Here is a 23058-nt window from a genome sequence, read left to right on the forward strand (position 1 = left end):
CGACAGCTTTACGGCAGAGCTATCAATCTCTGGCCTGGCCCAAAGGACCAGGTTTTCCGGACCGAATAAATGCAAGTCCGGAAAGGCGCTTTCGCGGGGACCAGGAGCTCCGGTTCGGCCATTGGCCTGATGACCGGAGTTCCTCTGGCGCGGCCATTGGCAAGCGCCTTTTCAAATGCCGTCCGTTGTAACAGGGCAATCGCATGTAGCTTGATTTCTTTTCTCGCGGTCATGGACCGCTCCTACAGCGTCCTGTAACTTAATCAATTCACTGCATTTGCTGTAGGAGCTGACCTTGCCTGCGGCAACGGTTCCCGATATTTGGTTGACATGCGATTGCCCTGTCCGTTGTAAGGTGCGCCATTGAAATATCGTAACCCTGTCCGGTTTTGGTCAACCACCAGTCATGAGCCATGGCGGGAGAGATCATTAAAAAGAGGCAAGGCCATGGAACTGTTGGTGCATAACCGATAACTGACGATTTCTCGATCACAATTACGAGCCGAGCATGTAAAGTTCCCGGCACCTCGTCCGATATTGCTTTCAAGAGACAGGTGTAGCGGCGCAGCACCCGTGCGCCGACCATTGCATATCGATCGGACTGACGGGAACCATGCCCCAGGAAAGCAAAACCACATCACCGACAAAAACCGCCCGCCCGGGTAAAATCATCGCCGTCGGCGGTGCCAAGGGAGGCATCGGCAAAAGCCTGTTCGTGGCCAATCTGGGGGTATTCCTCTCCCGTTTGGGCAAGCGGACCGTGGTGGTTGATCTGGATCTCGGGGGTGCCAACCTGAACCTTTACATGGGGGTGTGGAGTCTGACCTGCCGTATCGATGATTTCCTGGACGGCACCGTCTCCGACATCAATGAGATCGGAACGCCCACCAAGTACGGCCCGCTGCTCATGGGCGGCGGGGGCGGAAAACTGGGGGCGGCCAACATCCATTTTTCCCGCAAGCTGAAATTGCTGCGCGCCCTGAAAACCATCGATGCCGACTATGTGATTCTGGACCTGGGGGGCGACACCACCTACAACATCCTCGATTTTTACCTTACCGCCGACCAAGGATTCGTGCTGACCACCTGCGATCCGGCCTCGTACATGGACGCCTACGGGTTCATCAAAACCTCCCTGCACCGCAAGCTTACCCGTCTGTTCGGTGCCGAATCCAACTATTACGACTACCGCGACGCAACAGTGGATCAGCTGATCAAGGACCACATCTTCCCCCATACGACCGGCAACGGCAGCCACATCCAAGCCCTGATGGACCGCCTGGAAGAGGAGAAACCGATCTATCACGGCATCGTCAAGGGGCTGCTCGACGGCTTCCGGCCGGGGGTGGTGGTAACCATGTTCGACGAGCAGGAGCAGGCCGACGAACTGGTCGCCCGCCTGCAGAAAATTTCTCGCAAGATGCTCTCCGTCGACCTGAATTATTTCGGTTGTGTCCCCTTTGAAAAAGAGATCCAGCGAAGCGCCAAGGAACTGATTCCCAGTGTGGCCAAAAATCCCGAGGGCAGTTTTGCCAAGGCTTTGCGGCGGATTGTGCTGAAGATGGAAATGGCCTGAGGTTAACGGATTCGTAAGAAGCCCGATATCGGCGTTACGCGTATCCTTCGTCACTGCGGAGTACGCTCAGTACACTGCCTACGGCACCCGCGATAGCGGTATTCTCAGGATTCGCAAGCCTTGATCTCGGGCGTCTTACGAATCCGTCAGGAATGAGATTCTTACAGCGCTGCCCCGCAGTACTTGCAGTGGCGGGCGTCGGCGTCATGGCCTTGGGCGCTGTACAGCGGGCAGGCCTGGGTTGAAACCCGGAGGTTGAAGGCGTGGGCCATCTCCACGGTGACGATCCGGTGGGCACGGCGATGCTTTAGTTCTTTTGGCGATGCCGGCCATAAAGGTCTTCCAGACGAATGATGTCGTCCTCGCCGATATAGGCGCCCGTCTGCACCTCAACCACTTCCAGGGGGATTTTGCCCGGATTTTCCAGGCGATGGGCGATACCCGCTTCGATGTAGGTCGAACTGTCCTCCTTGAGGACAAACTGCTCACCATCCCGGGTCACCAGGGCGGTTCCGCGCACGACGATCCAATGCTCGGAGCGGTTGTAATGCCGCTGCAGGGAAAGCGCGCCACCGGACTTGACCGTCAGCCGGTTGACCTGGAAGCGGTTGCCGGAGACCAGCTGGTCCACCGTTCCCCAGGGACGGTAGATGCGTTTGTGGGTGCGGGTCTCTTCACGGTTGCGCATTTTCAAGCGGTCCACCAGCCCCTTGACGTCCTGGACCCGGTCGCGGGGTGAGATCATCACCGCATCGCTGGTCTCCACGACGATGTGATCCTTTAGCCCCACGGCGGCGAGCAGCCGGCTTTCGGCATGCAGATAGGAGTCGCTAACATCGTGGAGCACCACATCGCCCTTGACCACATTGTCGGCCGCATCCTTTTCTCCCACCTGCCACAGCGCTTCCCAGGAGCCCAGGTCGTTCCATCCGGCGGACATGGGTACCATGGCTCCGTTTTCGGTCCGCTCCATCACCGCATAGTCGATGGAGTCGCTGGGGCTTTTGGAAAAGGCATCCCGGTCCAGGCGAAAGAAATCCAGGTCGGCAGTGCCCTTGTCAATGGCCGCGCGACAGGCCGCGACAATCTCCGGAACAAAGGTTTCCAGGGCTGCCAGGGCCTTTGAGGCGGAGAACATGAACATGCCGCTGTTCCAGCAGTACGCCTTTGAATCCACATAGCCACGGGCGGTTTCCAGGTCCGGTTTCTCCACGAAGGCATCGATGGCCACCGCCGTTCCGGGATTATCATCCCTGGAAAGGGGTGGTCCCATTTTAATGTAGCCGTAACCGGTCTCGGGACTTCTGGGGACGATGCCGAAAGTGATCAACCGGCCGGACCGGGCATGGTCGTAACCGGTGGTCAGGGCCCTTTGAAAATGATCGGCCGACTGGATGTGGTGATCTGCCGGCAGCACCAGCAATACCGGGTCATCCCCGTTTCGCATGGCCCACAATGCGGCCACGGCCAGGGCCGGCGCCGTGTTGCGCCCCACCGGTTCGAGGATAATGGCGCTGGGATGAACATGGATCTGGCGCAACTGTTCCGCCACCATGAAACGGTACTCGTCGTTGCAGATCACCATGGGATCGATGGCCGCATCCAGCCCGTTCAGCCGCTGGAGGGTATTCTGCAGCATGGTCTGCCGGTCCACCAGATTGATCAGCTGCTTGGGATAAAGGGCCCGGGAAAGGGGCCAGAGCCGGGTGCCGCTGCCACCGGCGAGAATAACGGGAAGAATCGGATTCATTTGATCTCCTTGCGCAACAGATCCAGCGCCGCCATGGCGAAGATCTTCTTGTTCATCAACCGCTTGCCAAAGGAGAAGTTCAGCCGTCGGCTCCGGGCACCGTCCGGTCCGGCAAAGCCGACGCAGACCGTGCCCACCGGTTTCTCATCCGTTCCGCCGTCGGGCCCGGCAATACCGGAAGTGGCCAGGCCGTATGTGGCACCGGCCACCCGCCGGGCGCCCTCGGCCATCTCCCGGGCAGTCTGCTCGCTCACCGCGCCATAACGGTCGATGGTCTCAGGACTTACGCCCAGAACGTCAATCTTGGCCCGATTGCTGTAAGTCACCCCGGAAAAGAGAAAATAGTTTGAGCTGCCGGCCACGTTGGTCAGCCAGTCGGCGATCAGACCGCCCGTGCAGCTTTCCGCCACGGCCAGGGTGGCCTCTTTCTCGATCAGCAGGCGACCGACGGCGGCCTGCATGGATTCCCCATGCTCTGAAATCACCGCCGTCCCCAGGCGCACGGCAGCCCACCGGACGGCCTCGTCGAGCCGCTTTGCCAATTGGGTTGAATCGGGACCCCGACCGTATAGTTTGACCTGAATCTGGGGAAAATTGGAGCGCAGTCCGAGGGTCAATCCCGGAAACGCCTCCTCCACCCCGGCCATTATCTCACCGACCTGGGACTCGGGCAGACCGAAGGTGGTGATCGTCTCCACCCTGCTGTGCATGGCCGCGTCGCCCTGCAGGCGGATCAACTCGGGAATCACCTGCCCGTCCAGCATGCGCTTCATCTCGTAGGGCACGCCAGGCATGAAAAAAAACCGGCAGCGACCGATGGTCATTGCAAAACCCGGCGCCGTGCCCACGGGATTGTCCAGCACACTGCAGCCATCCGGCAATTGTGCCTGTTTGCGGTTGGATGGGGTCATGCGCCGGTGGAACGTCTTGAAAAAACTTTCCACCGTTTTCCAGGCGGTTTCGTTAAATTCCAGTTCCACACCGGCGGCCCGGGCCGCCGCCTCGGCCGAACGGTCGTCAACGGTCGGGCCGAGCCCGCCGGTCACCACGGCCACATCCGCCCGGCCACCGATCTCCACCAGGGCCGCGGTCAAATTTTCCAGATCGTCACCCACACTGGTATGACGCACCACCTCAACGCCATACGCCTCCAGGCGTTCGGCGATAAACGCCGAGTTGCTGTCCACCAGAGCACCGGAACGGATCTCGTCGCCGGTTGCCAGAATTTCCGCTTTCATGGCTTCACTCTCCCGCTGCAGTTCATGTTTCTTCAAAGGAATTGAATGGTTGACAATAACGGTTACAGCCGGCGGGTGTCAACGAAACAATCCGAAAACGAGGAGCGCCGATAACGCCATCAACCGAATTCCAATTCAAATGCGGCTTTCCTGCCTGTCGTCCGTCCACGCTTGCCACAACGATAGAGTCTGTGTTAGATCTGTGAGCCGATATAGCTATTCAAGATAATGTTTTTGGGCTGCGTTATCGGTCGTCGCAGGATTACCATACGGCTTCCTCCCTCCGGCCTTGCCAAAAACGTTTTCTTGAATACAATAGTGGCGGTTGGCAACAACGCCCACCGGCGCCTGAACACCCCCGTCCACTGTGGTAAATAGCCGCCCGTGGAGAATCTCTTGGCGCGTTCAAACCGAACGAACGGCAACATTGTCATCTCATCGATTGAGGAAAACGAATATGAACGATCCGGTTTACATCATCGGCCTCGATCTGGGGACCACCAACAGCATCGTGGCCTATACCGAAGCGGATGCCGACGATATTGAAAAAGCCCCCATCCGCGTCCTGGAAATTCCCCAACTGGTCGACTCCGGAGTGGTCGAATCGAGGCCGGCACTGCCCTCTTTTGTACTGGTGACCGATGGCATGGACACCGCTCCGGATGCCCTGGCCCTGCCGTGGAATCCGTCACCGCCCCAGGCCACCGGCGAATACGCCCGCCGGCGCGGGGAAGAAATTCCCCAGCGGCTGATCGCGTCGTCCAAGTCGTGGCTGTGCAATACCTTTGTCGACCGCAACGCCCCCATCCTGCCGTGGGACAACACCGCCGACAAAAGCGGCATCCCGGCGGAGAGCAAGCTCTCTCCGGTGGCGGCCTCGGCAGCGATTCTGCGGCACATCCGCGATGCCTGGAACCACCTGATGGCCGGTTCTGCCACCGATCCGGACGAACGGTTGCGCTTTGAAAACCAGAAAATCTACCTCACCGTGCCGGCTTCCTTCGACGCCGTGGCCCGGGAGCTTACCGTGGCCGCCGCCGATCTGGCCGGCCTGGCCAACATTACCCTGCTGGAGGAACCCCAGGCTGCCTTTTACGCCTGGCTGGCGGCCACCGAAGGCGGCTGGCGTGACGCGGTCACCGCCGGCGACCTGATTCTGGTATGCGACGTGGGCGGCGGCACCAGCGACTTCAGCCTGATCCAGGTCGGCGATGAAGATGGCGACCTGGTGCTGGAGCGGGTGGCCGTGGGCAACCACCTGCTGGTGGGCGGTGACAACATGGACTTGGCCCTGGCCTATGCCCTGGCGCGTCAGCTGGCCGAGTCCGGCACCCGTCTGGATTCATGGCAGATGAACGGCCTGTGGCACAGCTGCCGCCGGGCCAAGGAGCAAATCCTTTCCGATGCAGCCATTCAGTCGCAACCGGTCACAATCCTGGGTCGCGGCAGCAGCCTGATCGGGGGCACAATAAAAACCGAACTGACCCGCGAGACCATCGAATCGATCCTCAGGGACGGTTTTTTCCCGGCCTGCGGTCGTGAGGACCGGCCGGCAGCGGCCCAGCGCGCCGGCATCCGCGAGTTCGGGCTGGCCTTCGAGGCCGATCCGGGCATCACCCGCCATCTGGCTGCGTTTCTGGCCCGGCACCCCATCGACGGCCAACTGGCCGTCCCCACGGCCGTGTTGTTCAACGGCGGGGTGATGAAGGCCGGCCTGCTTCGCGAGCATATTCTCTCGGTGCTCGGCGGCTGGTCAGCGGAAGGATCGATCAACGCGCTGCCGACCCGCGATTTCGACCTGGCCGTGGCCCGGGGCGCCGCCTGCTACGGCCTGGCCCGGGAGGGCAAGGGCATCCGCATCCGCGGCGGTCTGGGTCGTTCCTACTATATCGGCATTGCCGCGTCCATGCCGGCGGTCCCCGGCATGCCGGCACCGACCAAGGCCCTGTGCGTGGCCCCTTTCGGCACTGAGGAAGGCACCACGACAGCCATTTCGGACCGTGAATTCGTGCTGCTGGTGGGCGAGTCGGCAACATTTGATTTCCTCGGATCGACCACGCGCACCGATGATCCCATCGGCACTGTGGTTGAAGACTGGACAGGCGAGATCGACCCCATCACCACCCTGGAAACCACTCTCGAGGGCGAGAACGGCCAGGCCATTCCCGTCACCCTGGAGCTTACCGTCACCGAAGTGGGCACCCTGGAGTTGTGGTGCGTCTCCACCGTTGACGAGCGCCGCTGGCGGCTGGAGTTCAACGTCCGCGAGCATTAAAAACCATCGTAATGTTGATTGTTTCCCATGCCATCCATGCCAAGTTCACCAGCTGAAGACGCCTGGGTCGACGGGCCGACGACCTCGGTCATCGGCATCGACCTGGGAACCACCAACTCGGCCATCGCCTACGTCAACCCGGACGCCGCAACCGATGCGCACACCCGCATCGGGATTTTCGACGTGCCCCAATTGACCGGGCTGGGGGAATTCAGCCGGATTCCGGTGCTGCCGTCGTTTCTCTACCTGCCCGGTCCCTATGACATTGACCCTGCATCCATCCGGCACCCGTGGCCGACCGCCGAGGACCGTTTTGCGGGTGCACTGGCCCGCGACCACGGCGCCCAGGTGCCTGCCCGGTTGGTCTCCTCGGCCAAAAGCTGGCTCTGCCACGGCAAGGTGGACCGCCATGGGCGGATTCTCCCCTGGGGCGCACCCCAGGAGGTGGCCAAGGTGTCGCCGGTGGAGGCCAGCGCCGCCTACCTGACCCATCTGCGCAATGCCTGGAACCACGCCTGGGGCGATGAGGAAGAACACTTCCTGGAAAATCAGCAGGTCATCCTGACGGTGCCGGCATCCTTTGACGAGGTGGCCCGCGAGCTGACCCTGGAAGCGGCGGGCATGGCGGGGTTAAAGGACGTCATCCTGCTGGAAGAGCCCCTGGCCGCCTTTTACAGCTGGCTCATGCGCCATGAAGACGACTGGCAGACGGTGGTTCAGCCCGGCGAACTGATCCTGATCTGTGACGTGGGCGGCGGCACCACCGACCTGACCCTGATCACCCTGAACGCCGTGGATGGCGGCAGCCCACGCTTCGAACGCATCGCCGTCGGCGACCACCTGATCCTGGGCGGCGACAACGTGGACCTGGCTCTGGCCCGAAAGGTGGAAGCGCACTGGCACGGATCGGCCGGCGGTTTGGATACGGACCGCTGGAAGGCCCTGTGCCACCAGTGCCGCCAGGCCAAGGAGCGCATTCTCTCCGGCCAGGCCGAGGGGCATCGGGTGACCCTGACCGGCACCGGCAGCCGCCTGATCGGCGGCACCCTGGCCGCCGACCTGGACCGGGAAGCGGTGGAAGCGATCGTTCTGGAAGGATTCTTCCCTTTGACCGATCCTGCCGAGGTGCCACCCAAAGCCCATCGTGCGGCCATCACCGAGTTCGGGCTGCCCTACGAATCAGAGCCGGCCATCACCCGTCACCTGCACCGGTTTCTCATGCAGCATGCAACGGACGTGGCCGAGGCCGTGGGCAAGCCGGTTCCCCTGCCCGATCGGGTTCTGTTCAACGGCGGCGCTCTCAAGCCCGAGATCATCCAGAATCGCATTGTCGACAATCTCGTGCACGCGTTCGGCGGCAACGGTGCCAAACGGCCATACATTTTGGAGAACCCCAACCACGACACGGCCGTGGCCCTGGGTGCCACCTATTACGGCCTGGTCAAGATCGGGCGCGGCGTCCGCGTGGGCAGCGGCAGCCCGCGCGCCTACTACCTGGGTGTCGGCCGAACGGAGCAAACGGCCGCACCGTCCAGTAAAGAGGCCATCTGCCTGATCGAACGGGGCCTTGAAGAGGGATCCCCCATCGATCTAAGCAAACGTACGTTCATGGTGCTGGCCAACCAGCCGGTTCAGTTCGAGCTGTTCAGCTCCAGCTATCGCAGCGGCGATGCCACCGGCAATGTGATCGGCGTGGACGATTCGCTGACGGCCCTGCCCCCCCTGCAGACCGTCATCCAGTATGGAAAAAAAGGGCTTAAGACAAAGATTCCGGTACGCATAGAAGGCCACTATACGGAACTGGGCACCCTCTCCCTCTGGTGCCGGTCGGAAACCAGCCAGCACCGCTGGCAACTGCAGTTCCAGCTGCGCGATACCGCTGGTGTGGCAGATGTCCGGGAACAGACGGTTCTGGACCAGGCCCTGGTGCAAGAGGCCCGGGAAGCGATCATTCACGCCTTCCAGAATTCCGCCCAGGAGCCGCTGAACGGGCTGGTCAAACGGATCTGCGGCATTGCCGACCTGCCCAGGGACGATTGGCCGCTATCCTTCATTCGGGAACTGAGCGACACGATCCTCTCCCAGACGGCCGCCCGATCCCGTTCGGCTGTCCACGAAGCCCGCTGGATGAACCTGCTCGGCTTCTGCCTGCGGCCCGGATTCGGCGACGCCATGGACGAACAGCGCGTCAAACAGGTCTGGCGGCTTTTCAACCCGGGGGCCGTGCACCCCAAACAGGCCCAGGTCAAATCGGAATGGTGGATTATGTGGCGCCGGATCGCCGGCGGCCTCAACCCCGGCCAGCAGCGCCAGTTGAGCCAGGCACTGGGTACCCTGCGGCAGCCGGGGAAAAACGGCAAAATCAAACTTCCCCTGCAACAGCAGCTGGAACTGTGGATGGCCGTGGGCAACCTGGAACGGCTTTACGTCAAAGACAAGGTCAAATGGGGCCGGATACTGCTGAGCCAGATGCAGACCGGAGCAGCTAGGCATCAGCTGGTGTGGGCCCTGTCGCGCCTGGGCGCCCGTGAGTTGCTTTACGGACCGGTGGACCGAGTGATCCCGGCCCAAACGGTAAGCATGTGGATCGACGCCCTCTTGGGAAAAAACTGGGATGCATCGAAGATGCTCGTCGGTGCCCTGGTGCGCATGGCGCGCAAGACCGGCGACCGCACCCGTGACCTTGGCCCGGATGTGATCCGGCGCATCATCGACTGGTTGCCGGACGGCGGCGATGGCAACGATGCGCGGCGATTTCTCGAGGATGTCATTCCCATGGAGCAACAGGAGGAACAGGCCGTGTTCGGAGAATCCCTGCCTGCAGGGCTGCTTTTTCACGAAAGCCAATAGCGGTGGGCCCTTCAGTGGCCCTCCATCGCACCGGCACACCACATCATGTCCCCTCCCCTTAACCATCCAGTCTTTGTCCTGATTAGGTTTCCGGTCATTCGAAGTCCAAGTAATTACCAATCTTGCTACAATGTATCGTTACATGTTAATTATTGATTGGCGATATACCTATAATTCAGCAGGTCGATAATATGGGAACTCTTGAGGTCAGAATTCTTAAAAAAGCTCGCTGTGCTCATTTTATGGGTTCACTGAAAGCTTACGTTCAAAATATACATTCAGAAAGGCATGTTGATGCGAAAGATTATCTTCTCATTTATATTTTTAACCAATACTGTTCGGCACAGTCATTGATAAGAGTATTGAGCAATAACTTTGGCGATATTCACATCAAATATTTCTAACAAATTATTTTTTACTGCTAATAACCAGTGAAGACCAATTTTATAAAACTGTTTTAATTTTTCTCCAAGAAGAGTTACTAACCCGCAAACATATGGTCTTTTTGCATTTGAATTGGAGCATGAAGATGAAGTTAGCAAGGTTTCGTTCTTATTATTTTCTTCAGATTCATGCTCATCTTTTTCATTTTCTCTGCTTATTATTTCCGTATCTTGTTTGAATGATAATAACAATAGATAAGCAATCATATACAAGTAGAATTGTATCTGTACGCCATGAGGAGATTGGCTCATTAAGTGAATTCCCTTGAAGGTTCTTTTTATGAAGCGAAAAAAAAGTTCCACTTGCCACCTGTAAGCGTAAAGCATTATAATTTCGTAAGTTGTCAAATCATTTCTGTTTGTGATCAAAATGTAGTTTTCGCCCATAGCCGTAAAGCTAACAATACGATAACTTGCTTTGTTTTCATCGCTATTGAATATTATATTTGAATCTGTGATGTCACTGAAAAATTTCAAGAATGTATCCGGTACGGTGGCAGTGAGACACTCTTTTACAGTGTACGTCATATTCGACTTTCCGCGAATAATAAAAAATGCATTGCTGTCGGATATCTGCTTGAACAGATTGAAAGCGATATAGCCTCGATCACAGACATATGTAATGCCTTCGCGAAGAATTTGCTTAACAAATTCTTTTTCGGAAAAGTTACCTTCCGTACTGATAAATTCGGTTGGAATCATTCGGTTGAGTTCAAAAGATAAATGCATTTTGATCGCATTAGCGGTTTTCTTGTAACAAGCCCATGCCATATTGGAAATGGCCGGAAAAAGCGAACCATCTACAATTAGCATTTTTCCAAGATGACTGATTTCCGGAATTTTATGCAAATCCAATTCTTTTACCAACTGATGGAATATATCTTTAAATATTTCTGGGGGATAACGATTAAACGCTTCATTATACATAGACTTCGATGCGACGACCAATCCTAATGCCTTAGCAGTTGGTGATGTTTTGATCTCAGTGACGATTTGTCCAACGCTTTTAATTCTGGTTATTATTCCAAAAAGCAAATTTGTGGTGAACGATGATAATGAAAGCTTGTAAGTGTCCAAATCATTATGGAGACTATTTTGAGTAACCTCAATCAATGGTAGCACCGGTGATAGAATTGTTTGAAAAACATTTTTGTCGATGTGTTCGCTCATGGAGACCTCCTGGTTAATTAATTGTACCCACCATGATTAAAACACAAAGCGATCTTTTTGTCCAGCGCTATTTTTTATTTTAATAACAAGATGTTACGGCAATATGTATGCCGAACGGTATTGATTTTTAACATTTTTTTTATGTCCCCATAGAGTTTTATCTTATGAGCATCTTTCTATATGGATCCACCCTTATATTCCTGCTACTGAAATTTTAAATCGGTTCACCCCATTGACAAAGTATCTCAGTGAAAAACTTAACATCCCAGTATCGATACATATACAGAAAAGCTACCAAGATCATATTGATTATGTTGGACAAAACAAAGCAGATATCGCATTCTTAGGTCCGATGAGCTATATTTGTTTAAAAGATAAATACGGCACAAAACCACTTATAGCAAAACTTGAGATAGACAACACTTCCTGCTTTTACGGTGTAATTATCACCCGTAGTGATTCTAACATAAATTCTTTAAACGACCTTAAAGGTAAAAGTTTTGCCTTTGGAGATCGAAATTCAACAATGAGTTATATAGTTCCAAAGAACATGCTTCTAAAAGCTGGTATCACGATAGATTCTTTTAATAAGTATGATTTTTTAAATTCTCACCATAATGTGGCCTTGGCAGTTTTAGGTGGGTATTATGACGCAGGGGGGGTAAAGGAAGAAGTTTTTAATGAATTTAAAGAAAAAGGAATAAAAATACTGGCAAAGAGTCCTCCTATATCAGAGCATCTATTTGTTGCACGTTCAGACTTTCCAAAAACATTAATTGAAAATATACGTCAACACTTCATTGGCATTAAGAATAGCCAAAATGGTGCATTTATATTAAAATCAATTAAATTATGTGCAACAGATTTAGTCCCCGTTTCCGATCGAGATTATGATCCCTTGAGAGAACTGTTAAAAACTGATATTAAGAAATGAAAAAAAATAAACACTTAAAAATGATTGGAGCATATAGGAATGCTATGATTGGTATGACATTCCTTATTCTCTCTTTTCTTCTAATTACGAACTATTTCATATTGAAATTTCAGCGTGTTGAATACATGCAAAATTTTAGAAGGAATACAATGTTGGAACTGGACGTTGCTGCATCACTTATGGTGGAACCTTTATTAAAAGAGGACTTTCAAATTGTAGACCAGTTTATTATAAATTGGGCGATAAGCAACAATCTTGTACTAAAATTTTATGCAAAAAATCCTAAAGGACATATCTTTTCGAGTTATAATCGCGACGCTACTAGTTCATTACATATTTCCGTTTCTAAAAAAGTCTTCCATTTGAACAGACACATCCTAACATTATATATCACTAAAGACTGCTCTGGAATCGAGAAAATAATCGCCGAAATCAAAAAAATATTGATCGTTAGCTCGATCCTTATTTTAAGTGCTTTAAGCGGCGGATTATGGATTATTTTCAGGTTTCTAACAATTAAACCATTGGAAAAGGAAATTGATAGAAGATTAAAAGCAGAGGAAAAATTAGCAGCTGTCAATAATGAATTAGACGACAAAGTAAAACAACGCACACAGGAATTATCAAATAAAAATATAGAACTCATTAACGAAATTCAACAGCGCGAAAATGCAGAAGAGGAGGTCCTTGCACAATCCGAAAGGTTTAGGGTATTCTTTGATTCAATCAACGATGCAATTTTTATCCAACCATTTAAAGAAAAAAGTTTGGCGCCATTTGTTGAAATCAATAAAATATCTTGTGAAAGATATGGATATACCCGTGAGGAGCTATTATTTCTTTCTATGCATGATATAACCGATGAGTCGTGCTACGAAGAATTTGAACATAATATCAATCGCTTGGAATTAAGTGAAACAAAACATCTTATTTTTGAAGCTGTTCATATTAAGAAATCAGGAGAAACTTTTCCAGTTGAAATCAATGCCAACATAGTTTTTCAGCACGAAGAACCTTTTATCCTTACTGTTGCAAGAGATATCACTGAACGCAAGTACGTTGAAATAGAAAAGCACGCTCTTAAGGAACAACTAATTCAATCTCAAAAACTGGAAGCTATCGGCACATTGGCAGGTGGCATCGCCCATGACTTCAACAATATTTTATCAGCTGTCATCGGGTATACAGAGATCGCTTTGGATGACGATCTGTCGGCGGATACCCCCGCCAGGGACAGCCTGGAAAATGTCTTGAAGGCGGGTCTGCGGGCCAAAGATCTAGTGAAACAAATTCTGGCTTTCAGTCGGCAGACACAATTCGAAAAAAAGCCCATCATCCTTTCGCCCATCGTGAAAGAGGTGTTGAAACTGATGCGCGCCTCACTGCCTGCCAACATCGAAATCCGTCACCATATCTCTGCAGATAATTGCACGATATCGGGGAATCCCATCCAGATCCATCAGGTCTTGATGAATTTGTGCGTCAACGCAGGCTATGCCATGCGTAACAGCGGGGGATCGTTGGAGGTGGCTCTTTCAGCGGTCGACTACGATCAGATCGCCCCCCTGATACAGGCGGATCTGACACCAAGACCCTATGTGGCACTCACTGTTACAGATATCGGTCCGGGAATGCCGGCAAGCGTGTTGAAACAGATTTTCGATCCGTTCTTTACCACCAAGCCCAAGGAAGAAGGCACTGGTTTGGGATTGTCTGTGGTTCACGGAATTGTCAAAGAGCATGAGGGAGCCATCCATGCCGCCAGCCAACTGGACGAAGGCACTACCTTTAGCGTATATTTGCCTCTGCTCGTCGAGGCCAAGGAGGGCGGGGCCGAAGCCGCAGGGCCTTTGCCGACAGGCAACGAACGGATTCTTGCGGTTGACGATGAGAAAGCAATTGCCAGTACCTTGCAACAGATACTGAAACGACTCGGCTATACGGTTATGACGGTTTCGAGCGGCCGAGAGGCACTGCATCTGTTCTCAAAGGATCCCGACCGCTTCGACCTAGTCATCACTGACCAGACCATGCCTTTGATGACCGGAGATCAGTTGGCGATGAAGATTTTGGAGCTGCGACCGAATATTCCTATTATACTCTGCACAGGCTTTAGCCACGTGATGGACGAAGCCCATGCAAAAAAAATTGGAGTCCGGGAATATATCATGAAACCGGTAACCAGTAGGGACCTTTCTGAAGCCGTGCGCCGGGTGTTGGACCAACGCTGAAACCTGGATAGAAACCGTGACGAACATACTTATTATAGACGACGACCAGATGTTGTGTGAAATGGTGTGTCGTAAACTACTCACTTTGGGGCATGAAGTTTCCAGCGCCCATACTTTGTCCGATGGTATTGCGGCGGCAAATGAAATCGCATTCGATCTAGTAATCCTGGATGTACGCCTGCCCGACGGCAGCGGCATCGAAGCCCTGCCTCAGTTCAGGGCCATTAAACCGCAACCCGAAATCATTATCATTACCGGAGAGGGAGATCCGGACAGCGCGGAGCTATCGATAAAAACAGGTGCCTGGGATTATATAGAAAAGCCGATTTCCATGCGCGAAATCACTCTTCAGGTTACCCGATCGTTGGAGTTTCACCAGGCAAAAACAACTTGCCAACCAAAAACCATGCTAAAAAGGGATGCCATTGTGGGAAATGCACCCTTGATGGAAGCATGCCTGGAAAATGTCGCCCAAAGCGCCTGTACGGACACTCCAGTTCTGATTACCGGAGAAACAGGTACGGGCAAGGAACTTTTTGCCAGAGCCATTCATGCCAACAGCAACCGCTCGTCAGGCCCCTTTGTGGTGCTTGACTGCGCCGCCCTTCCTGACAAACTGGTGGAAAGTCTGCTTTTCGGACATCGCAAAGGCTCATTTACCGGTGCGGACCACGCTCGCGACGGTATGATTCTGCAGGCGAACAAGGGGACGCTTTTCATGGACGAGGTTGGAGAACTGCCTATTGCGATCCAGAGAGCGTTTTTGAGGGTATTACAGGAACGCCGCTTCCGGCCGATCGGCAGCAGCCAAGAATTAAAAAGCGATTTCCGGTTGGTGGCGGCCACCAACCGGGACCTGGAATCCATGGTGCAGGAGGGTTCTTTTCGCAAGGACCTATTCTTTAGGCTCAAGGCGGCGGTCATTCAGCTTCCGCCCCTCCATGAGAGAAAAACGGACATCGAAAAACTGGCCCTTCACTACATATCAATCTTCTGCAAACGCAGCGGAATGATCACCAAAGGGGTTTCCCCGGAATTCATGCATAGCCTGCAGGCCTATTCATGGCCCGGTAACGTCCGCGAACTTGTCAATGCCATCGACGTAGCTCTCGCCAATGCTCAGGGTCATAACGTGCTGATCCCCATGCACCTGCCAGTAAACATTCGTGTCAGCCTCAAGCGTCGGACAATCGGTAACGCTGTAACTCCGATAGGTGCAGGGGGGGAAAGGGCTGTACAAAGGGTAGACCTGCCTCCTCTTAAAGATGCCCTCGAAGAAACCGAGAGGCGCTATCTTCACTCCCTCATGGCCCGCACGGAAGCGAACATTCCATCCGCCTGCCGGATTTCCGGCCTGTCACGCTCTGGCTTGTATGCCCGCCTTAAAAAATACAACATAAACCGATCCACCTGAGGCTTAGGATCGGGGATAACGAAATCGCTATCCAGATTTTTGGACGCGTCCAAGGATTCGGACAAAACCGATCCAGAAACCTGGACTGTGGGGTCTATAAAAACGGTTCGTTATTTTCTTCCATAGCCACAACATATCTGAATAACACTACAATAAAAATTCCTCACCCCCTTCCTCAATAACTGGCACAAAACTTGCTTTTCTTTAGCTAAAAATTTTTTACCGTCATTGGTTTAAGGTTTGCCTAAGAGGAAGAAATGAAAATCCTGTTTCATAAAACAGCAGCAACTGATTTTGCCGAAAAATTGCAAGAGACACTTACCTCAATCATAGTGAATCAACCGGTGTGCGTCACACAGGATACGGGTTCGTTTCTGAAAGCACTGCTTAATTACCGGATCAATTATCCCATTGTGGTGATCTATCTCAACAGTATTGCAGATGCGATTAAAATCGAAAGTTTTAGCGATATTCTAGACGGCCTCTTTCTTATCATTGCCACCGAAAATATCGATGACCGACTATTGATGCGTTGTCGACAATTATATCCGGGTTTATTAACTTATTACAAAGAAGATCTATCCATAATTGCCGCCATGATTGAAAAACGTCTAAAAGCAATTGATGCGTCAACAAGGTAACAATGCGCTGTCGATAAAGAGGCAACTGCTATTATAGAAATACGGGAGAGAACCATGAAGATCAAAACGAAACTTGCATTATTAATTATCGGGTCACTGCTCATCTGCTCGACCTCCATCATCTTGATTGACAGGGTAGTTGCAACTAAAGAAATACAGAACATCACCAAGATGAATCTGCATGATTTAGCCAAATCAACAAAAGCGTTTATAGAAACACATAATTCTATAACTGTTGATAACCTATCAAAATTATTGAATGAAGAAGCTTCAATTGGACGAACCGGTTTTTTGTTTATTATCGATACAAAGGGGAACTTGGTAATTCACAAGAAAGCGCAAGGTAAAAATTGGGGTAACAAGCCGTTTATTGCCCATATTGCCAAGATGAAAACCGGATATCACCGATATCTGTCACCCAAAACAAAAACATACAAAGTTGCATACTTTGAGTACTATGCTCCTATGGACTGGATCATTGTAGCATCAAACTTTGAAAGTGATACTCTTGCCGAACCTCTTAAAAACATGCTTTTCCGTTCGGTCGCATTTCTGGCACCAACTATTGTGATCATTCTTATATCGTCATTCTTTTTTACTAATTCGAGTATCATCAAGCCAATAAAAGCTGCAGTTACCGGTCTAAAAGATATCGCACAGGGGGAAGGAGATCTGACCAAACGGTTGGATGAACGGGCAAAAGATGAATTAGGTGAACTGGCCTCATGGTTCAATGCTTTCATGGAAAAACTTCAGGGCATTATTCAAAAGATTGCTGACAATACGGTGCATGTGAATCGTTCCTCCAAAGAGTTGGCCGAAATCGCCAGCATAATGACCAAGGGCGCAGGAGAAACTTCCGCCCGGGCCGACAACGTCGCGACCTCGGCCGAAGAGATGAGCGCCAATCTCAACAACGTAGCCGCGGCTATGGAGCAGTCCTCCACCAACACTTCCATAGTGGCCACCGCTGCCGAGGAGATGACCGCCACCATCAATGAAATCGCCCAGAACGCCGAAAAGGCCCGGACAATTTCCGACCGAGCCGTGTATAAGGCCGGCGAGACGTCCAATAAGATGGATGACCTGGGCCAGGCTGCCTTGGACATCGGCAAAGTGGTAGAAACCATCACCGAGATTTCCGAGCAGGTCGACCTGCTGGCCCTCAACGCCACTATTGAGGCTGCCCGGGCTGGCGAGGCTGGCAAAGGCTTCGCAGTGGTGGCTAATGAGATCAAGGAACTGGCCAAGCAGACCAGTGAAGCCACATTGGAAATCAAGGAAAAAATCGAAAACATCCAGGGCAGTACTGACAGCACTGTACAAGGCATCACCGAGATTACCGAGGTGATAAACAATGTCAACGACATCGTAGGCACCATAGCTACGGCCGTGGAAGAACAGTCCACCGCCACTCAGGAAATCGCCAACAATATCGCCCAGGCATCCCAGGGCATCCAGGAGGTTAACGAGAACGTCAACCAGAGTTCCACGGTAGCCGCCGGAATTACACAGGACATTGCAGTGGTCAATCAAAGCTCCAGCAAAATAGCCAATAGCAGCGACCAGGTTAAAGTCAGTGCCGACGATCTCAAGCAACGAGCATCGGCACTCAATAACATCGTGATTAATTTCAAAATATAGTGAATTGGCAAGAGGGAAAAAAAATGTCGGCGGTGGCAAGTCATGAGTTATCTTGAATGGGTCCTCAATCTAACCTTGTTGGTAGCGTTGAGTGTCATCTCGGGATTTATTGAAAAACGGTATCCGCAACACACCCGGTACGGCCCTCCACTGCAAGGCTTTCTGTTTGGCGCCGTTGCCATTATCGGAATGCTTCACCCTGTGGTTTTAGAACCGGGTATTATTTTGGATGGAAGATCCGTGGTCTTGAGTTTATGTTCACTTTTTTATGGACCTTGGGCGGTGCTGATTTCTGTTGTTATGACGGTCATCTGTCGATTCATCATCGGGGGGGCTGGAATCATCATGGGCATCTTGATGATTCTGTCATCTTCGGTGATCGGGTTGATCGCCCGATCGCGGTTCAGTCTCGATCATCAAACGCCGTCTGCTATACAGCTCTACCTTTTTGGACTGGCTGTCCATACTGCCATGCTGGCCATGACGATCACCTTGCCACCGGACCAGGTAGGTAGCGTCTTCAGGAGTATCGCTTTGCCCGTTATGCTACTTTCTCCACTGGCAACGATACTGACCGGAAAAATCCTCGCTGATCAAGTGTTAACCGTTCGCCTTATAAAACAGTTGCAGGAGGCCACACAAAATCTGAACATCACCCTGCAGTCAATTGGTGATGCAGTCATATCAACGGATATCGAGGGAAAAATTCAGATCATGAATCCCATGGCCGAGAAGCTTACCGGCTGGTCCTTTAACGATGCCAAAAACAGGCAGTTGACCGAAATTTTCAATATTGTGAATGCGAAAACGCATTTACCGGCCGAAAACCCCGTGAACCAAGTTCTTGCCAAAAAAATATTGGTCGGTTTGGCCAACCACACGGTGCTTATCTCCCGCAACGGTACTGAATACCAGATTGCCGACAGTGCCGCACCGGTTTGCGATGCAAAGGGCAATACAAAAGGCGTCGTGATGGTATTTCGGGATGTGACCGAAAATTACCGACAAGTCGAAGAACTCCGCCAGAATGAAGCGCTTTTTCGAAAATTGTTCAAGGACCATGCAGCGGTCAAATTGATTACCGATCCTGATACAAAAAAAATTATAGCTGCTAATTGTGCCGCCGAAAAGTTTTATGGATGGTCGCGCGAGCAGTTGATGCATATGACCATTGACCAAATCGACACGGCTCCATCCAAAACGCTGGCGGCAGAGTTCAAAAGAGCAAGGAGGCTGTCCCAGATACAATTTGAATTTTGCCATCGTCTGGCCGATGGTTCAATCCGTGATGTGGAAATTTTCAGCAGCAAGATCCGAGTAAAAGGAAAGGAACTGCTTCACGCCATCATTCATGACATTACCGAGCGAAAGCAGGCAGAGATGGCACTGTTACAGAGCGAAAACCGGTATCGAAATATCATCATGCACTCACCGAATGCTATTCTTGTTAATCACAATGACCGTGTCACTTTAGTCAACCATACCTGCGAGCAATTGTTTGGTGCGGAATCAGCCAACGAATTAATCGGTAAGACGGTGTACGAACTGTTTCACGCAGATTATCATGAACTGATTCGAGAACGCATTCGCCACCTTAGAAAAAAACAAAAATCGGTTCCCCTTATGGAAGAACAGATTGTGCGATTGGATGGCCGCGTCGTAGACGTTGATGTCATGGCGGCGCCTTTTACCATGGACAAAACAATATATATCCATGTCATATTGCGTGACATCACTCAGAGAAAACAGAAAAGGACAGAACTGCAGCACCTATATGCTGCAATCGAACAATCCGACGAGATGATTGTGATCACCGATATTGTCGGTCACATGGTTTACGTCAATGCGGCCTTCGAACGTGTTACCGGTTATTCCAGAGAGGAAGCCTTAGGGGAAAACCCTCGAATACTGAAAAGCGGTGAACAGAGTCCTGCCTGTTACACAAAACTCTGGGAAACGATAACAAAAGGGAAAACATGGAAGGGCCAGCTCATCAACAAGCGCAAGAACGGTACTTTTTATTCTGAAAAAACGTCCATATCACCAGTAATGGACGAGAGCGGCCGAATTATTAATTTCGTTGCGGTTAAACGCGATATCACTGAAGAGATAGAGCTGCAAAAAAGATTGGTACAGGCACAAAAAATGGAGGCAATTGGAACTCTTTCCAGTGGTATCGCCCATGACTTTAATAATCTTTTATTTCCAATTTTAGGTCTATCGGAAATTATGTTGGAGGATCTTCCACCGGGAAGTATGGATCGAGAACATATAGAGCAGATTTACAAAGCGGGGATACGTGCCAGTGACCTGGTCAAGCAAATTTTATCTTTCAGCCGCCAAGTGGCTCAGAAAAAAATTCCGATACGAGTACAAAGTGTTCTGAAGGAAATCATAAAATTATCAAGGTCGACGATTCCGGCCAATATAAAGATTACCCAGAATATCCAGGCCGACTGCCCAATGGTCTTGATGGATGCCAGTCAATTGCATCAGGTTGCCATGAATCTGATCACCAATGCTTACCATGCCGTTGAAGAAAAAGGTGGCTCTATTTTCCTCGGTTTAATCGAGTATGAATCAAAGAACAACGATTTGAAACATCCATCACTTCCCGACGGTAAGTATGCAATGATCACGGTAAAAGATACAGGATATGGTATTCCCCCATCTTTGATAGAAAAAATATTTGAACCCTTTTATACAACCAAAAAGCAGGGAAAAGGTACTGGATTGGGTCTTTCGGTGGTTTACGGCATTGTAAAAGACGCCGGTGGCGTCATCGACGTCCAAAGCGAAATCGACAGCGGTACGACATTCAATTTATTCATCCCCATACTGGAGGATGGCCAAAATGAGCTTCCCGAAAACGTTGCAGATACTATATCCAGAGGAAATGAACGCATTTTGTTAGTGGACGATGAACCAGCGGTAATGCAAATTGAAAAGCAGTTGCTGGAACGTCTTGGCTATCATGTCGAAACACGATCATGTGGTCTGGAGGCATTGGAGGCGTTCAGAATGAATCCCGAAAGATTTGATTTAGTACTTACCGATATGGCGATGCCCAATCTCACTGGGGAAGAGCTGGCAGAAGAAATAAATTCAATCGATGCAAACATACCCATCATTATATGCACCGGTTTTAGTGACCGGATAAAAAAAGAAACCGTATCAAAACGGACAATTCGGGGAATCTTGATGAAACCAGTAATGAAATCCGAGATGGCCAAAACGATTCGTAGGGTACTAGATGAAAAAGATGGAAAGATATAATTTGAGTGCCATCATGAATAAAATTCTATTGATCGATGATGACAAATCCGTTTACGACACGCTGTGTGTGCTGATTTATCGCATGGGGTGTCATGCCGAATGGAAATCAACCCTGTTCGATGGACTTCAGGCTGTTTCGCAGGGTAATTATGACGTGGTCCTGTTGGATGTGCAGCTGCCTGATGGCTGTGGGCTTGACATCGTCTCCAAAATTCAGCAGGCCCCATCCTCACCGGAAGTGATTATCATGACCGGATTTGGCGAACTGGATGGCGCTGAGATGGCATTTAATAATGGTGCCTGGGATTATATCCAAAAAACAGGATCGCCGCAGAGGATTATGCTTTCGTTAAAACGGGTTCTCGAATACAGAAAAGAGAAAACCCAATCCCGTCAAACCCCGGTGGCTTTAAACCTGGAGGGCCTCATCGGGGAAAGTAGATCACTGAAGGCATGTTATGACCAGCTTGCCAATGCCGCTACCGGGGATGCCAATGTGCTGATATCCGGAGAGACCGGAACTGGTAAAGAAATCTTTGCCCGTGCGATCCATGAGAACAGCCGTAGGTCGCATAAGAGTCTGGTCATCGTCGATTGTGCTGCCCTACCAGAAACGCTAGTGGAAAGTCTGCTTTTCGGTCATGAGAAAGGGGTTTACACAGGTGCTGACAAGGCACGGGATGGATTGATCTCCCAAGCTGATGGCGGCACACTCTTTTTAGACGAAGTGGGTGAAATGCCGCTGACGATCCAGAAAGTGTTTTTACGTGTATTACAAGAACGGAAATACCGGCCTGTTGGCGGTCGAACTGAATGCTCCAGCAATTTCCGTTTAATTGCAGCGACTAACTGCGACTTAGATCAGATGGTGGCAAGGGGTGAATTTCGAAATGACATGCTATACCGCCTCCGGACGATCAACATAACCTTGCCACCTCTGCGGAAACGCGACAATGATGCCATTTTACTGACCACCCACTACCTGCCCAAGATTTGTGAGCGGCTGGGCATTGATAACAAAGGTTTTTCCCCCTGCTTTACGGACAATCTGAAACAATACTCTTGGCCGGGCAATATAAGAGAGCTAATCAACGTATTAGAAACCGCTATATCCAATGCAGGGCCGGAACCCACACTGTATTCTCGCCATCTCCCGCCCAATATTCGGCTCAGTTCCATTCGGGAGGTCTTGAAAAGGACAATAAATGCAGAGACCTGGAAAGAAACCGAATCCTCCAAAAATGAAATTTCCGACTCTCAGCTAAGCACTTTCAAGGTGTTTCGTAAAAAGGCGTCTTTAAAAGCTGAAAAAAAATACCTTCAGATGCTTCTCGATGATACGCAGCACAACCTCGAAAAGGCTCTTGAAATTTCCGGTTTATCGCGCTCCAGATTCTATGAGCTTTTAAAACATCACGAACTATCTCTCTGATTCCCAGGCTTCTCAATCCACACCTATAGTATTTAAGATAATGTTTTTGGCAAGGCCAGAGGGAGGAAGTCGTATTGGTATACTACGACGACCGATAACGCAGCCCCAAAACATTATCTTGAATGCTATACATCAAAAGTTCCTTCATCAGAGTCTTGTTTGCCAAAAATCAAATACGTCGTAT

The 23058-nt window shown here is 51.1% G+C and carries 14 protein-coding genes; 10 read left to right on the plus strand and 4 right to left on the minus strand.

Going from position 1 to position 23058, the window contains the following annotated elements; genetic code table 11:
* Window positions 1-8: 8 nt before the first annotated feature.
* Entirely contained in the window at window positions 9-233 is a 225-nt protein-coding gene (locus tag GN112_RS11045; protein ID WP_155310266.1) for a hypothetical protein, read from the minus strand.
* Between the two features lie 380 nt (window positions 234-613).
* Between GN112_RS11045 and GN112_RS11050 the strand changes: the two genes are divergently transcribed.
* Window positions 614-1576, plus strand: a complete 963-nt coding sequence (locus tag GN112_RS11050; RefSeq protein WP_155310267.1) for a nucleotide-binding protein — start codon at window positions 614-616, stop codon at window positions 1574-1576.
* A 307-nt stretch (window positions 1577-1883) separates the two neighbouring features.
* On the opposite strand, the gene GN112_RS11055 is transcribed toward GN112_RS11050, so the two are convergent.
* Together GN112_RS11055 and GN112_RS11060 are read right to left on the minus strand one after the other, a co-directional pair.
* The gene (locus GN112_RS11055) at window positions 1884-3326 is read right to left on the minus strand and encodes a mannose-1-phosphate guanylyltransferase/mannose-6-phosphate isomerase (protein ID WP_155310268.1); all 1443 of its coding nucleotides are present in this window, start codon (window positions 3324-3326) and stop codon (window positions 1884-1886) included.
* Window positions 3323-4564, minus strand: a complete 1242-nt coding sequence (locus GN112_RS11060; RefSeq protein ID WP_155310269.1) for a CinA family nicotinamide mononucleotide deamidase-related protein — start codon at window positions 4562-4564, stop codon at window positions 3323-3325. The genes GN112_RS11055 and GN112_RS11060 overlap by 4 nt, the downstream gene beginning before the upstream one ends.
* Window positions 4565-5021: 457 nt before the next feature.
* Between GN112_RS11060 and GN112_RS11065 the strand changes: the two genes are divergently transcribed.
* Both GN112_RS11065 and GN112_RS11070 read left to right on the plus strand, forming a co-directional pair.
* A complete protein-coding gene (locus GN112_RS11065; protein ID WP_155310270.1) occupies window positions 5022-6839 on the plus strand; it encodes an Hsp70 family protein in 1818 nt (605 codons plus the stop codon).
* 36 nt (window positions 6840-6875) lie between these two features.
* The gene (locus GN112_RS11070) at window positions 6876-9689 is read left to right on the plus strand and encodes an Hsp70 family protein (RefSeq protein WP_155310271.1); all 2814 of its coding nucleotides are present in this window, start codon (window positions 6876-6878) and stop codon (window positions 9687-9689) included.
* 347 nt (window positions 9690-10036) lie between these two features.
* Here GN112_RS11070 and GN112_RS11075 read toward each other — a convergent pair whose 3' ends face one another.
* Window positions 10037-11302 (minus strand): IS4 family transposase, encoded by a 1266-nt coding sequence (locus GN112_RS11075; RefSeq protein WP_155309288.1) that lies wholly within the window; start codon window positions 11300-11302, stop codon window positions 10037-10039.
* A gap of 184 nt (window positions 11303-11486) precedes the next feature.
* On the opposite strand from GN112_RS11075, the gene phnD reads away from it, so the two are divergent.
* The 7 genes from phnD (at window position 11487) to GN112_RS11110 (ending at window position 22874) form a co-directional block, all read left to right on the plus strand.
* A complete protein-coding gene (phnD, locus tag GN112_RS11080) occupies window positions 11487-12236 on the plus strand; it encodes a phosphate/phosphite/phosphonate ABC transporter substrate-binding protein (protein WP_269434970.1) in 750 nt (249 codons plus the stop codon).
* A 149-nt stretch (window positions 12237-12385) separates the two neighbouring features.
* A complete protein-coding gene (locus GN112_RS11085) occupies window positions 12386-14467 on the plus strand; it encodes a PAS domain-containing sensor histidine kinase (protein WP_162458876.1) in 2082 nt (693 codons plus the stop codon).
* A gap of 16 nt (window positions 14468-14483) precedes the next feature.
* Window positions 14484-15881, plus strand: a complete 1398-nt coding sequence (locus GN112_RS11090; protein ID WP_155310274.1) for a sigma-54-dependent transcriptional regulator — start codon at window positions 14484-14486, stop codon at window positions 15879-15881.
* Between the two features lie 257 nt (window positions 15882-16138).
* A complete protein-coding gene (locus GN112_RS11095; RefSeq protein ID WP_155310275.1) occupies window positions 16139-16522 on the plus strand; it encodes a hypothetical protein in 384 nt (127 codons plus the stop codon).
* A 54-nt stretch (window positions 16523-16576) separates the two neighbouring features.
* Entirely contained in the window at window positions 16577-18166 is a 1590-nt protein-coding gene (locus GN112_RS11100) for a methyl-accepting chemotaxis protein (RefSeq protein ID WP_155310276.1), read from the plus strand.
* 42 nt (window positions 18167-18208) lie between these two features.
* Window positions 18209-21442: a PAS domain S-box protein gene (locus GN112_RS11105; RefSeq protein ID WP_155310277.1), complete on the plus strand. Its 3234-nt coding sequence runs from the start codon at window positions 18209-18211 to the stop codon at window positions 21440-21442.
* A complete protein-coding gene (locus GN112_RS11110) occupies window positions 21420-22874 on the plus strand; it encodes a sigma-54-dependent transcriptional regulator (RefSeq protein ID WP_231716992.1) in 1455 nt (484 codons plus the stop codon). The genes GN112_RS11105 and GN112_RS11110 overlap by 23 nt, the downstream gene beginning before the upstream one ends.
* Window positions 22875-23058: the final 184 nt, after the last annotated feature.

Origin of the sequence: Desulfosarcina ovata subsp. ovata, from assembly GCF_009689005.1 — a bacterium.
In the GTDB taxonomy this organism is placed as follows: Bacteria; Desulfobacterota; Desulfobacteria; order Desulfobacterales; family Desulfosarcinaceae; genus Desulfosarcina; species Desulfosarcina ovata.

Coding starts and splice junctions, on each gene's coding strand:
- GN112_RS11045 (WP_155310266.1), bottom strand. CDS start 233: ATGACCGCGAGAAAAGAAATCAAGCTACATGCGATTGCCCTGTTACAA.
- GN112_RS11050 (WP_155310267.1), top strand. CDS start 614: ATGCCCCAGGAAAGCAAAACCACATCACCGACAAAAACCGCCCGCCCG.
- GN112_RS11055 (WP_155310268.1), bottom strand. CDS start 3,326: ATGAATCCGATTCTTCCCGTTATTCTCGCCGGTGGCAGCGGCACCCGG.
- GN112_RS11060 (WP_155310269.1), bottom strand. CDS start 4,564: ATGAAAGCGGAAATTCTGGCAACCGGCGACGAGATCCGTTCCGGTGCT.
- GN112_RS11065 (WP_155310270.1), top strand. CDS start 5,022: ATGAACGATCCGGTTTACATCATCGGCCTCGATCTGGGGACCACCAAC.
- GN112_RS11070 (WP_155310271.1), top strand. CDS start 6,876: ATGCCAAGTTCACCAGCTGAAGACGCCTGGGTCGACGGGCCGACGACC.
- GN112_RS11075 (WP_155309288.1), bottom strand. CDS start 11,302: ATGAGCGAACACATCGACAAAAATGTTTTTCAAACAATTCTATCACCG.
- GN112_RS11085 (WP_162458876.1), top strand. CDS start 12,386: ATGTTGGAACTGGACGTTGCTGCATCACTTATGGTGGAACCTTTATTA.
- GN112_RS11095 (WP_155310275.1), top strand. CDS start 16,139: ATGAAAATCCTGTTTCATAAAACAGCAGCAACTGATTTTGCCGAAAAA.
- GN112_RS11100 (WP_155310276.1), top strand. CDS start 16,577: ATGAAGATCAAAACGAAACTTGCATTATTAATTATCGGGTCACTGCTC.
- GN112_RS11105 (WP_155310277.1), top strand. CDS start 18,209: ATGAGTTATCTTGAATGGGTCCTCAATCTAACCTTGTTGGTAGCGTTG.
- GN112_RS11110 (WP_231716992.1), top strand. CDS start 21,420: ATGAAAAAGATGGAAAGATATAATTTGAGTGCCATCATGAATAAAATT.